13 protein-coding genes are annotated in these 12,542 nt (G+C 57.8%); 8 read left to right on the forward strand and 5 right to left on the reverse strand.

Translation table 11 applies throughout. The features are described 5' to 3' along the window. Positions 1 to 21 precede the first annotated feature (21 nt). The 5 genes from V3388_RS15070 to V3388_RS15090 all read left to right on the forward strand — a co-directional run bounded on the left by V3388_RS15070 (position 22) and on the right by V3388_RS15090 (position 5,012). Positions 22 to 1,005, forward strand: coding sequence for a mitochondrial fission ELM1 family protein (locus V3388_RS15070; RefSeq protein ID WP_336368405.1), 984 nt, complete (start codon positions 22 to 24; stop codon positions 1,003 to 1,005). Further along, complete coding sequence (locus V3388_RS15075) at positions 1,002 to 2,102, forward strand: glycosyltransferase family 4 protein (RefSeq protein ID WP_336368406.1); 1,101 nt, start codon at positions 1,002 to 1,004, stop codon at positions 2,100 to 2,102. Before V3388_RS15070 ends, V3388_RS15075 begins: the two co-directional genes overlap by 4 nt. A gap of 111 nt (positions 2,103 to 2,213) precedes the next feature. Next, the gene (locus V3388_RS15080) at positions 2,214 to 3,254 is read left to right on the forward strand and encodes a glycosyltransferase (protein ID WP_336368407.1); all 1,041 of its coding nucleotides are present in this window, start codon (positions 2,214 to 2,216) and stop codon (positions 3,252 to 3,254) included. Then, positions 3,251 to 3,982, forward strand: a complete 732-nt coding sequence (locus V3388_RS15085; protein WP_336368408.1) for a YrbL family protein — start codon at positions 3,251 to 3,253, stop codon at positions 3,980 to 3,982. Before V3388_RS15080 ends, V3388_RS15085 begins: the two co-directional genes overlap by 4 nt. Next, complete coding sequence (locus V3388_RS15090) at positions 3,975 to 5,012, forward strand: glycosyltransferase (protein WP_336368409.1); 1,038 nt, start codon at positions 3,975 to 3,977, stop codon at positions 5,010 to 5,012. Before V3388_RS15085 ends, V3388_RS15090 begins: the two co-directional genes overlap by 8 nt. Here the strand turns inward: V3388_RS15090 and rfbD are convergent. The 4 genes from rfbD to rfbB are packed head-to-tail and all read right to left on the reverse strand — an operon-like array spanning position 4,999 to position 8,417. Further along, complete coding sequence (gene rfbD, locus V3388_RS15095) at positions 4,999 to 5,940, reverse strand: dTDP-4-dehydrorhamnose reductase (RefSeq protein ID WP_336368410.1); 942 nt, start codon at positions 5,938 to 5,940, stop codon at positions 4,999 to 5,001. The two genes, V3388_RS15090 and rfbD, sit on opposite strands and share 14 nt — an antisense overlap. After that, entirely contained in the window at positions 5,927 to 6,478 is a 552-nt protein-coding gene (rfbC, locus tag V3388_RS15100; RefSeq protein ID WP_336368411.1) for a dTDP-4-dehydrorhamnose 3,5-epimerase, read from the reverse strand. The genes rfbD and rfbC overlap by 14 nt, the downstream gene beginning before the upstream one ends. After that, complete coding sequence (rfbA, locus tag V3388_RS15105; RefSeq protein WP_336368412.1) at positions 6,475 to 7,353, reverse strand: glucose-1-phosphate thymidylyltransferase RfbA; 879 nt, start codon at positions 7,351 to 7,353, stop codon at positions 6,475 to 6,477. Before rfbA ends, rfbC begins: the two co-directional genes overlap by 4 nt. After that, complete coding sequence (gene rfbB / locus V3388_RS15110) at positions 7,350 to 8,417, reverse strand: dTDP-glucose 4,6-dehydratase (protein ID WP_336368413.1); 1,068 nt, start codon at positions 8,415 to 8,417, stop codon at positions 7,350 to 7,352. Before rfbB ends, rfbA begins: the two co-directional genes overlap by 4 nt. 337 nt (positions 8,418 to 8,754) lie before the next feature. Between rfbB and V3388_RS15115 the strand changes: the two genes are divergently transcribed. The 3 genes from V3388_RS15115 (at position 8,755) to V3388_RS15125 (ending at position 11,332) form a co-directional block, all read left to right on the forward strand. Further along, positions 8,755 to 9,462 carry a rhamnan synthesis F family protein gene (locus V3388_RS15115; protein ID WP_336368484.1) on the forward strand — a complete coding sequence of 236 codons (708 nt, stop codon included), beginning with the start codon at positions 8,755 to 8,757 and terminating at the stop codon, positions 9,460 to 9,462. Between the two features lie 68 nt (positions 9,463 to 9,530). Beyond that, the gene (locus V3388_RS15120; RefSeq protein ID WP_336368414.1) at positions 9,531 to 10,388 is read left to right on the forward strand and encodes a glycosyltransferase family 2 protein; all 858 of its coding nucleotides are present in this window, start codon (positions 9,531 to 9,533) and stop codon (positions 10,386 to 10,388) included. 2 nt (positions 10,389 to 10,390) lie between these two features. Then, a complete protein-coding gene (locus V3388_RS15125; protein ID WP_336368415.1) occupies positions 10,391 to 11,332 on the forward strand; it encodes a glycosyltransferase family 2 protein in 942 nt (313 codons plus the stop codon). Here the strand turns inward: V3388_RS15125 and V3388_RS15130 are convergent. Further along, positions 11,291 to 12,532, reverse strand: coding sequence for an O-antigen ligase family protein (locus V3388_RS15130; RefSeq protein ID WP_336368416.1), 1,242 nt, complete (start codon positions 12,530 to 12,532; stop codon positions 11,291 to 11,293). The genes V3388_RS15125 and V3388_RS15130 overlap by 42 nt on opposite strands. Positions 12,533 to 12,542: the final 10 nt, after the last annotated feature.

Below are 12,542 nucleotides of genomic sequence, written 5' to 3' on the forward strand. Positions count from 1 at the left end.
TCTAACCCACGTCGTAAAAAGATGCCTGATACATCTGACGAGCAAGGCCCCACCGTGTGGCTGCTGACCGACAACAAGCCCGGCCACCGCAACCAGCTGCGGGGCCTGGCCGAACGGCTCGAGCAACGGGCCAACGCCCGCGCGGTCTGGGTGGACGTCAGCCAGTACCCAATCGGCCGACTGGCCGCCCTGCTCGGCCGACCGCCCGCCATGGATCTGCCACGGCCAGACATTATCGTCGCGGCGGGCACCGGCACCCACCGTTTGTTGCTGGCCTGCCGGCGCCGCTTCGGCGCGCTCTGCGTGGTGCTGATGCGGCCGTCGTTCCCGCTGCGCTGGGTGGATCTGGCGGTCGTCCCCGCCCACGACGCGCCCCCGAGGCGAACCAACGTCCTGGTGACCCGGGGCGTGCTGAACGCGGTGACGCCCCGGACCGACCCGGTCAGCGAACACCAGGCCCTGGTGCTGCTGGGTGGACCCTCGAAGCACTATGAGTGGCAGGACGAGGCCATCCTCGGGCAACTGGACGAGCTCTGCCGCCGGTATCCGGACTGGACCTGGACCATCACCTCGTCCCGGCGCACGCCGGAACCGCTGATACAGCACCTGGCCGCCATCGCCGGGGGCAACGTGCATTACCACCACCACGACAACACCCCGCCGGAGTGGCTGCCGACCCAACTGGCCCGTGCCCGGGTGGCCTGGGTCTCGCCGGACAGCGTGTCCATGGTGTACGAGGCGATCACCGCCGGCGCCAGCACCGGGCTGTTCGAGCTGGCCGCCACCGGCGACAGCCGGGTAGTCCGTGGCCTGCAGGGCCTGATCCAGGACGGCATGGTGCATCCCTGGCCGGAACGAGACGCGGTGATGGCGGGCAGGCTGCCCGTCAGCGAGCCACTCTGGGAGGCCGACCGGGCCGCCTGCCGGGTGCTGGACGCCCTGGCCGCTCATCGCGACACCCACCGGCCTCTGACCAAAGAACAGCCCAAGGACCATCAGCCATGAAAGTGTTACAGGTTCTGCCCGCCCTCAACGGCGGCGGCGTGGAACGGGGTACCGTCGAGTTTGCCCGGGAACTGGTGAAGCGGGGCCACGAGTCTCTGGTGCTGTCCTCAGGCGGGCGACTGGTGGACCAGCTGACCGCCGGGGGCTCCCGCCACCTGACCCGACCGGTGCACCGCAAAGCCCTGGCGTCCTTCGGGCAGATCCTGCCGGTGCGACGTCTCCTGAAGGAAATGCGCCCGGATGTGATCCACGTGCGCTCCCGGCTGCCCGCCTGGATCATCTGGCTAGCCTGGCGGGGGCTGCCCGAAAGCGACCGGCCGGCGTTGGTCAGCACCTTCCACGGCATGTATTCGGTGAACGCCTACAGCGCCGTCATGGCCAAACCCCATCACCTGATCGCCATCTCCCAGTGCGTGCGCCGGTACATTCTGGACAGTTACGGGGTGTCGCCGGACCGCATCACCGTGATCCAGCGTGGGGTGGATACCGAGGCCTTCCACGCCGGCCCACCGGATCCGGCGTGGCGACAGGCGCTCTATGCCGAGTACCCGCACCTGCAGGGCAAAACCCTGGTGCTGATGCCGGGGCGCCTGACCCGTTGGAAAGGCCAGGAGGCGTTTCTGGAGATGATGGCCCGCCTGGTGGACAAGTCGGACCGCATTCACGGTGTGATTGTCGGCGGCGCAGAGGCCAGCAAACTCGGCTATCTCGCGGAGCTGGAGGCCAAGGCGCAGCAACTGGGCCTGACGGATCGAGTCACCTTTACCGGCCACCGCTCGGACATCGCCCAGTTCTACCGCCTGGCGGACGTGGTCTGCCACATGTCCAGCAAGCCGGAGCCGTTCGGCCGCACCCTCACCGAGGCCCTTGCCGTGGGCACCCCGGTGGTCGCGTTCGATCGCGGCGGCGCGGCCGAATCCCTGTCCGCCTGTTTCCCGGACGGGCTGGTGCCGCCGGATGATCTGGACCGGTTTGCCGAGAACGTGCTGGCGCTGGCCGACCGGCATCCGGAGATCCGCATCCTGCCAGAGTTCCGCCTGGAGCATCAGGTTGAGGCCACCCTCGCGGTCTACCGGCGGGCCATCGCCGGGGCCTGAACCCGGCCCGCCGGGCCCCGGTAAACACGGACACGGGGGCAGGCTGGGCGTAAAGACCGGGTGCGGATCAGCTGGTACAATATGGGTTTTTACGTCCGAGGAAGTCGCACGATGCGAGTACTGCACATTGCCTATCAACAGCTGCGCCGTTACGGCAAGACCCGGGTCAGCTGGGCGCAGAAACTAACCAATGGGCTGATTCGCAACGATCACTTTGTCTCGGTCTTCAGCGACCGGGATGTGGCCGCCTTCGAGGCGCCTTTCGGCATCCGGGAGCTGGGCAAAACCAAGGCCAACCAGAAACTGCTGGAAACCGTGGACGCGGTGGAACCGGACCTGGTCATCGCCGGGCACTGCGACATCATCACCAATGACACCCTCCTGGAGATTCGCCGGCGTCATCCGGACGTGATGCTGGCCCACTGCAACAACGACCCCCTGTTCGTGCCGGACAACGTCGAGCGCATCAAACACCGCGCCTCGGTGGTGGACGCCATTTTCGTGTCCACCGGCCGGCGCGAGCTGACCCGGTTCGAGGGCCTTCGGGCTCGCGTCTACCATATGCCCAACCCGGTGGACGCCGCCATCGAGAACATGAACAACGCGGCCCGCACCGATCTCGATATCGATCTGCTGTTCTGCAGCAACAGCACCAACTTCACCAAGCGCCTGGAGATGGTCAAATGGCTCAAGGACCAGTTGGGCGACGAGCTGAACTTCAAGACCTACGGCAGCTTTGGCGAGCCGCCGGTGTGGGGCCGGGACTACGACCGGGCGCTGGCCCGCACCCGCATGGGCCTGAACCTGAACCGGCAGGAGGGCGATTACTGGTACTCCTCGGCCCGCATGGCCCAGCTTGCCGGCAACGGCATTCTCCAGTTCACCCACAGCGGCCCGAAGTTCGATGAACTGATGCCGCCGGAGAGCCTGGTGTATTTCAACGACCAGGATGATCTGCTGGCAAAAATCCGCGAGTTTCATCACGACGACGCCAAGCGCATGGCCTGGGCCAGCCGCGCCCGGGACTTCTTCCACCAGGAAATGAACTCCCGCCTGTACGCCCAATACATCGTGGAGTCCTCGCTGCAGCAGCCGTTCAGCCACGACTACGTGTGGGCCCGGGACATCCACTTGGATGGGCGGATGAAATGACCCTGACGCTGTCCGACCAGGCGCCCTTCGCCCAGGGTGGCAACCGCCTGTGCTTTGTGCATCCGGAGGACCCGGGCCGGTGCGTGAAGGTGCGGCGGCCGGATTTTTCGCTGGCGGACCGTCGCCGGAAAAAGGGATTTCCGAAGAACCTGAAACCGCTGTCCAGTTTTGATGACAACCTGGAAGAAGCCAGGGTCATGGCAAGCCTTGAACATCGCTACGGTGACCGGGCATTCCGACATATCAGTCGTTGCTTTGGCTTCGTGGACACTGACATGGGCAGGGGGCTGGTCTCCGAGCTGATCCGGGACAGTGACGGCGCCATTGCCCAAACGCTGAAAAAAGTTCTCTGGGACGAGGGCTTCACGGACGAGTGCCGTTCCGCCGTGGAGACGCTGTCGACATTCTGGGAGCGCGAAGCCATACCCTCCCGGGATCTTCTGTTGCACAACATCGTGGTGCAGCGAGCGGATGGAGGCGGCATTCAGCGCTTAGTCGTGATCGACGGCCTGGGAAGCGCCGGCCTTGTCCCCGCACACTGGCTGCCCATCGCCGCACAGCGGCGCAAAGCCGCCCGCAAAACCTCGAACTTGCTCCAGCGCATTGACACACTGATCGGCCAGCGCGGCCAAGAGACTTTTCCGGGGTATCACGGATTGCTGCTGCACGATGATCGCCCCGAACATCCGAACCAACAACACCCAGGAGGCTCGGCGCCCCATGACTAACACTCGCGTCGCCCAGGTCCTCGCCGGCGCCGAGAAAGGCGGGGCGGAAAACTTTTTTGTCCGGCTGGTGAACGGCCTCCAGGCCACCGGCCAGCTGGATCAGAAAGCGTTTGTGCGGAGCCACCAGCACCGGATGGACGCCCTCAGCGCCGGCGGTGTCCCAGTAGAGGGCTTCCGCTTTGGCGGGGCCCTCGACATCACCGGCCGCATGGCCTTCCGGCGGGCGCTCAAAGCCTTCAACCCCGACATCGTGATGACCTGGATGAACCGGGCCAGCATCTCCACGCCGCCGGGGGACTACACCCTGATCAGCCGGCTCGGGCATTACTACAACCTCAAGTACTACCGGCACGCCGACTACTGGGTAGGCATTTCCCGCGGCATCTGCGACCACCTGGTGCGGGGCGGCATGCCCGCCGACCGGGTGTTCCACATCCCCAACTTCGCCGACGAAACGCCGGTGGACCCCCTGCCCCGTACCAGCTTTGACACGCCAGCCGGCTGCCCGCTGATCGTCGCCGCCGGGCGCCTGCACATCAACAAAGGCTTCGATGTGTTGCTCAAGGCGCTGACCGACGTTCCGGACGCTGTACTCTGGCTCGCGGGGGAAGGCCCGGAAGAAGCGGCGCTGAAACAGCAGTGCGCGGAACTGGGGTTGAACGACCGGGTCCGCTTCCTCGGCTGGCGTAACGACGTGACCCGCCTGATGAAAACCGCCGACCTGTTCGTCTGCCCGTCCCGTCACGAAGGCCTCGGCTCCATCGTGATGGAGTCCTGGGCCCACGAATGCCCGATCATCGCCACCAACTCCCAGGGCCCCGGCGAACTGATCGACTCCGGGAACACTGGCCTCATTACCCCTGTCGACGAGGTTGCCCCCCTGGCCGAGGCCATGCGTGAGCTTCTGGCGCACCCGGAGCGGGCCCGCCAACTGGCGGAGAATGCCCGTGAGCTGTATTGGCGCAGCTACAGCCGGGAGGTGATTGTGGGGCAGTATCTGGAGCTTTATGGGCGAATTAAGCGAGCCTGAAGTTGGCGTCAGCAACGGTTGCCAACTGCTTCAGGCAAAGCTCAACCCCTTGCTCCCAATCGGGCATCTTCAGGCTGAATCGCTTTTCTAATGCGCTCACGTCCAGCACCGAGTAGGCCGGACGAGTGGCGATCGTTGGAAACTCTTCTGTCGAGACTGGGGTTACCCGCTCCAGTGCCGTCGAAAGGTGAGGGAAACAGGCGGGCAGACTCGTTGCGATATGGCTTGCAAAGCCATACCAACTCGCCTCTCCCCTCGACGACAAATGGTAGACCCCGCTGTCAAATCGGCCCGAACCACGTGCGCGCAGATAATCGCTCACAGCCACTGTCGTGACATCGGCGATCAGGCGACTTGATGTGGGCACTCCAAACTGATCGGCAACCACCCGCAACTCCTGCTTGTCCTGCATTAGCCGCAGCATGGTCTTGAGGAAATTATGACCATGGAGCCCATATACCCAGCAGGTCCTGAAAATAAGGTGTCGGGCCCCACTCTGACGGATAAGCTTTTCGCCTTCGAGCTTGGTCTCCCCATAAACATTGAGGGGGCTGGTAGCGTCGTTTTCGCGGTAAGGCCTGCGGGCTCTGCCGTCAAACACGTAATCCGTCGAGTAATGAATAAGCAGGGCACCTGCGCGAGCCGCCCATTCAGACAAAAGGCCGGGCACCTCGGCATTGACTCTGGATGCCAGGGCCCGCTCGCCTTCGGCAGCGTCCACAGCGGTATAAGCCGCAGCATTAACGACAATGTCCGGCTGAAACTGTGTTAGCACCCTCTCGATGGCGGCGAGGTCTGTGAGGTCAAGTTCGCCCCTCCCCAGCGCAACAATTTGACCGTAAGGCATCAAACTCTGAGACAGTTCGCGACCGACCTGGCCATCCTTTCCCAAGAGCAGAATAATCGGCAGCGATTTAGAGCAACCCATCGTACAACTCCGCCTCGTTCAGCCGGAGGCCGCGTTTATCCTTGTCCGATAGCAGAGGCTCGGCACAGTCAGGCCATTCGATGCCCAACTCAGGGTCATTCCAGAGAAGCGTCCGCTCATGTTCAGGGGCATAATAATCTGTGCACTTGTAGACAAATTCAGCGGTTTCGCTCAGCACGAGAAACCCATGGGCAAATCCTGGCGGAACCCAGAACTGCGTCTTGCTCTCAGCAGAGAGGCGTACACCGACAGAGCGACCAAGGGTTGGCGATTGACGCCGGAGATCAACAGCCACGTCGTACACCTCACCCTGAACCACCCGCACGAGCTTCCCTTGGGGCTGCTGGATCTGGTAATGCAAACCTCTCAGCACGCCCCGACCCGACTTGCTATGGTTGTCCTGAACAAACCGATAACCGGGGCCAAGGGATTCGAAAAATGACGCGCGGAATGTTTCCATGAAAAACCCCCGATCATCCCCAAATATCCGAGGCTCGAGAATCAGGGGGCCGTCTATCTCAGTTTTGATCACGTTCATTCGTACACACTATCGTCTAAAATGGACAGCAGATACTCACCATAGCCACTCTTTCGCAATGGCTCCGCGAGGCCTCGCAATTCTTGCTCCCCGATGTATCCCATGCGGAAGGCAATTTCTTCGGGACAGCACACTTTCAATCCCTGACGCTTTTCAATCGTCTGAATAAACAGCGATGCGGCAAGAAGGTTGTCGTGGGTACCGGTATCTAGCCAGGCGGCACCGCGACCCAATACTTCAACGTTGAGATCGCCGCGTTTCAGGTAAGCCATGTTAACGTCGGTGATTTCCAGCTCTCCTCTCGCTGAGGGGCGGATCTGACGCGCAATGTCCACAACATCATTGTCGTAGAAATAGAGACCTGTCACCGCATAGCGGGACTTTGGCTTTTCTGGCTTTTCTACGATCGACAATGCCTTTCCGGAGCGGTCAAATTCAACCACACCGTAAGCGCGCGGATCATCGACGTGATAACCAAAGACTGTCGCACCCGTCTCTTGAGCGGCAGCCCGCGCCAGCATCTCTGAAAGGCTGTGACTGTAGAAAATATTGTCACCCAGGATGAGCGCACAACGGTCAGATCCGATGAACCGTTCACCAATCAAAAACGCTTGTGCCAATCCATCCGGGCTGGGCTGCTCCGCATAACTGAGGTTCAGGCCCAATTGGCTCCCATCGCCCAGTAAATGCCGAAATGACGGCAAATCCTGAGGCGTCGAAATCACAAGAATATCTCGGATGCCCGCCATCATCAGTGTCGATAACGGGTAATAAATCATCGGTTTGTCGTAAATCGGAGTCAGTTGCTTGCTAACCCCCTGAGTGATCGGATAAAGGCGGGTGCCAGACCCTCCGGCGAGAATAATACCTTTCATTGAATACCTCCGCCCAGGCGCCCAAGCCGGTAACTGCCATCAAGCACCGCCTCCCACCAACTGCGCTGATTCAGATACCACTCGATCGTCTTCCGGATTCCACTGTCAAAGGTTTCCTGAGGCTTCCAGCCCAGCTCACGTTCGATCTTGGACGCATCAATCGCGTAACGCTGATCGTGACCGGGACGGTCCTTCACGAACTCAATGAGATCCGAATGACAACGGACAAGGCGGTCGGACGCAGGAACCAACTCGTCGAGGATGCTGCAAATCACTTTCACAACGTCGATATTTCGCTTCTCGTTGTGGCCACCGATATTGTAGGTCTCTCCAACACGTCCCCGCGTCAGAACGTCCACCAACGCCCGCGCATGGTCATCAACGTACAGCCAGTCCCGAACCTGCTCGCCATTTCCATAGACTGGCAGAGAGGCGCCCTTCAAAGCATTGAGAATCATGTGAGGAATGAGCTTCTCAGGAAACTGATACGGCCCATAATTGTTTGAACAATTAGTGACGATAACGGGGAGGCCGTAGGTACGATGCCACGCACGTACAAGATGATCAGAACTTGCTTTAGTCGCTGAATACGGGGAGCTGGGCGCGTAGGAGGTTTGCTCCGTGAAAAGGTCGCTGGTGCCATGGAGGTCACCATAAACCTCATCCGTCGAAACGTGATGAAAGCGAAACTGGTCCGCACGGGCTTCAGGTAGCCGAGACCAATGCTCGCGTGCCGCTTCGAGCAAAGCAAAGGTTCCAACAACGTTTGTCTGGACGAACTGGCCGGCTGTGTCGATCGAACGATCGACGTGAGACTCGGCAGCCAGGTGAAGCACACTGTCGGGATCGAACGTCTCGAATACGCGCCGCATCGCTGAGGCGTCGCAGATGTCGGCTTGGACGAAGTGATAACGGACATCGCCCTCGACGCCCCGGAGTGAAAGAAGGTTTCCGGCGTAGGTCAAGGCATCAACATTGACGACTGAGTGATCAGTGTCAGTAAGCAGATGGCGCACGACGGCGCTTCCAATGAAGCCCGCTCCGCCGGTAACGAGGATTTTCACAACTGCGCTCCGTATCGTCGGTTTAGCGTGGCAGTTTACGGCTTTTGCCACAGAGATTCATCCAGCAACGGGACCGCGGCTGATCTGATCACCGGTTGTGGTATGATCCAAATTCAATATCGGTGCTTTTCACGATGACTGTTATGCGCTTCCAAGAAAAAGCTATCTTCACCCCATGTCTCTAACCCGGCGCATCGCTTCGATTTCGGCATTGGCCGTGGGGCGCAGAAGGCGGCTCCTGCCAGCGACCATCCTTGAGTACGTCGGCACCCGTCCGCAGGAGTGGACTCGGAACTCGGATACCTTGTGTTTTTTTGCGCATTTCAGCTCTAGCGGGATGATATCCGACGACGTATTTCATTATCTCCAGGCTCTGAAAGACGCTAACACTGACATTGCGTTCATCTCATCCAGCACGCCTCCTCTCCCAGTGAGCACCCTTCACAAAGCCCTTGACTGGGCATCGTGCGCCATAACCCGACCCAATGAAGGTTATGACTTTGGCAGTTGGAAAGCCGGAATCGACCACTTGGGTGACGTAACGTCAGGGTATCGCAGGATTTTATTCGCGAACGATAGTGTCTATGGCCCTCTGGTTCCGCTGGCTCCACTCCTCGAGCTCTGGGATCAAGTTGGTACTGAGGTCATGGCGCTAACCGAGAGTTACGAGCGTCAGTACCATTTGCAGTCCTACTTTTGGGGCGTAAAAGGCTCCGCCTTGGAAGGTGGATTTTTTGACTATTTCTGGCGTAGGCACTATCGACCAGCCAAAAGCCGTAATGATGCCATCAAACGATTCGAACTATTCATCCATGAGGCAGCATGCGCTCAGTTCGGACTGACGGCGGCGCCTCTCTTTAAGCTCCAAGATCTGACAACGTTTAACGCTGCCAACAATCCGACCAAGTTCAATCCGATGCACCATGGCGCGCTCGAATTGGTTACAGACCATCAATTCCCATTTTTAAAACGTGAATTTATCGACCGAAACCCTTACAACCTTGCGTCTGTCGACGCAGCAAAGCGATTACTGCGCGCACGGTGATGCAATCACACCCAGGTTGCGCAAACGCTTGCTATCAGAGGTCGACACCTTGCTTGCTCGGAGAACCCATGGAAAATCAAGCTGACGAAGACCTTTCAAAAGCCCTATCCGTTGGCATCGTTTCCTACAACAGTTACGACGTGATCGTCCGGTGCCTCGGGAGACTCATAGACACATCCGCTTTTTCCTTCTTAATTGTTGACAACTGCAGTACGGATGGCAGTGCACAAAAACTCCGTGAGCGCTTTCCTAACGCAACCGTTTTGTCCATGAAGCAGAACCTTGGCTACGGCCGAGCGGCCAATGCCGCTATCGAAAATTGTAGAAGCCCGTACTTTTTGCTGGTAAATCCGGATCTGATGCTGTCAGCAAGTGACGTGCATGCCCTGCTGTCGAGTACCCGAGACCTCGTGCCGAAGCCTGCCATCGCAGCGCCCGCGGTGCGGGACAAGGAGGCCGTCAGGCAAGGAATCAAGGACAAAAAATGGATCAGCGGGGCCTTAATGTTGTTTGATCTTCAGCAGTTCAAGGACATTGGCTTTTTCGACGAAAACATTTTCCTGTTTTCAGAGGAGACCGATTTGTGTTTTCGGGCAACGCACGCCGGCAAACGCATCGTCGTAAACACCGACCAGTTTGTAGAGCACCTGAAAGGTCAATCCAGCGAACCAAATCCCGCAACTGAGGATCTCAAAAACTGGCACTTCGCATGGTCACACTTTTATTTTTTTGCCAAACACAAGCTCGCGTACGGCAGAAAGAGCCCGTATCGAATGCTCCTGATTTACTTTTTGAAATCATTGTTCTCGGGGAATCGGGTCAAGAGACGGAAGTTCCGCAACAGGTTTCTTGGAGGTTTTGCCTTTCTTAGGGGTAGGCCTGCGTTTGCTGCAGATGGCACGCCCAACGGAGCGCACCGGAAATGAATATGACCGACGAAAAACCACTGATATCCGTTGCGATGTGCACGTATAACGGAGAGCGATATCTGGGGCAGCAAATTGACTCGGTTCTGGCCCAAGATTACCCGAACATAGAATTAATCATTGTTGATGATTGCTCAACCGATAACACGATCGAAGTCCTGGAAGGGTATGCAGCCGTAGATAGTCGAATCCGGCTCCATAAAAACCCCAAAAATCTCGGTTTTATAAAGAATTTCGAGAAGGCACTTAGATTGTGCAGGGGATCGCTGATTGCGCTATGCGACCAGGATGACATCTGGCTTCAGAACAAGCTGTCGTTACTCTGGGAGGAAATGGGAGACAGTCTGCTTATCTATTCAGCGGTCTCCCTAATCGATGAAAACGGCAAGCCCCTGAACGGGACATTCCCCCGGGTCAAACGCCTGGAGGGGTCAAGCGCGCTGTCTCTCATTTTCGATAACTGCGTAATCGGACACAGCTGTCTTTTGCGAAAGGAATTGCTCGATTGGGCGCTGCCTATTCCGAACAACGTGTTTTCACACGATCACTGGCTGGCGATCATTGCAGCAGCACGAGGTGGTTTAAAGGCCAGCAACATAGTCGGCTCGCTGTATCGGCAACACGCGCAAAACACCCTTCTCAACGCAAAAAAAAGAGGGCGGAAGGTTTCCAGGGCAACCAAAAACGCAAGGAAGCTGGCTCGCAACCGCGAGCTGATAGAGTGCCTCATTGAAAGGGATATACTGCCCTCTGAGGATCGACAGAAACTCCAGTTCGTGTCGACGTTACTTCAACGAAATAGCCGATGTTATTTCAATCTGAGTCTTTACCGATTTCTACTCATACACGCTGACGAATTTTTGCGACTGTATAGCGATACAACAAAAGCGGCGAGAAAAATATCACGAGGCAATTGGTTTTATAGGCTTACGCCCTTTTTGTGACGGGCCATGCCGCTCGAATCGACCGGCTATAAAGAGCCCCACAGCGATCAGCGGCGCCTGAAGCAGAAGAACCTGTCGTGAGTAGAAGGGTATAACGATGCTGGTGAACGCGAGTTGAGCCAACAACCCCCAAAAAATGACGACCAGTATTTGCCGGTTTGGATGTCGAACGCGAATTGCGGCGCCTAACTTTACAAATATAAAAGCGTAGAGAGCAATCACCGCGGCTAACCCAATTAGACCAGACTCAAACAATACCTCCAGCACGAAATTGTGCGGAAATTCGATGTAACGATAGCCTTCTTCAAGGTATGCGCCGATAACCGCCTGACTCGAGCCGGGACCAGAGCCCAGAATCCAATGTTGGAGGCTCATGTCCTCGATCATTCTCCAGGCGTCCCGCCAAATAGAGACACGCTCTTCCGAGGAAAGATTTTCAAGCAGCTGTGCCATACGTTCAGCGACAAGATCGGGAAATACGAGCGCCATTACTGAAGAAAACACGGCAATTATTAAGCTGCCCACAATAGCCTGCTTTCGGGTTCCAAAAAGGAGCAGTATCGTGAGTGAAGCCGCTATTACCGCGAGCCAGGCAGGTCGCGATTGCGAGCAAACCAACAAGTAAAGGTCCACAGATATCGGGACCAAAAGTGTTGCTCGAAAAGCGACAGATCGCTCAAGAATGAAAGCCGAAATTAACGCCACCAGAGATAAAAGACAAAACTGCCCAAGATAATGGGGGTTCCAGAAGCTCCCTCTCAGGTGACTTACGTGAAAAATGGCATTCCACTGGTACATTAATAATAGGGTAAAGATCAAAGCTACCGACCGAACCACCCAACGACTGACCGTGGGTGTCATGGACGAAAGCCAGAAGGTCAGCATAACCAGCAACGCCATGAAGTACGCAATATTCTGGGCAGAAATTTTGCGTACCTGACCGCTGGAGGAGTCCATGCAGGAAAGTATGAGTAGGATTGTCCCGACGATCAGCGGGGCGCAGATGGGGCGTAATTCATGGAGCACTTGGCGATGAGCCGGGGAAACAAGCAAGGCGCCAACAAAAAATGAAAAGCCAAAATATAAGAGCGTCTTATAGTTACCAATATCAAAGAAAAAATCAGTAAAGAAAAGGAATATGGCGACGGTCAACAGGCACCAGAGCACCTTGAATCCAGTGTCGCGATTGAGAAACTGCATGGAATCACGT

The sequence above is a fragment of the Marinobacter sp. C2H3 genome, assembly GCF_037080155.1.
Taxonomy (GTDB): Bacteria; Pseudomonadota; Gammaproteobacteria; order Pseudomonadales; family Oleiphilaceae; genus Marinobacter.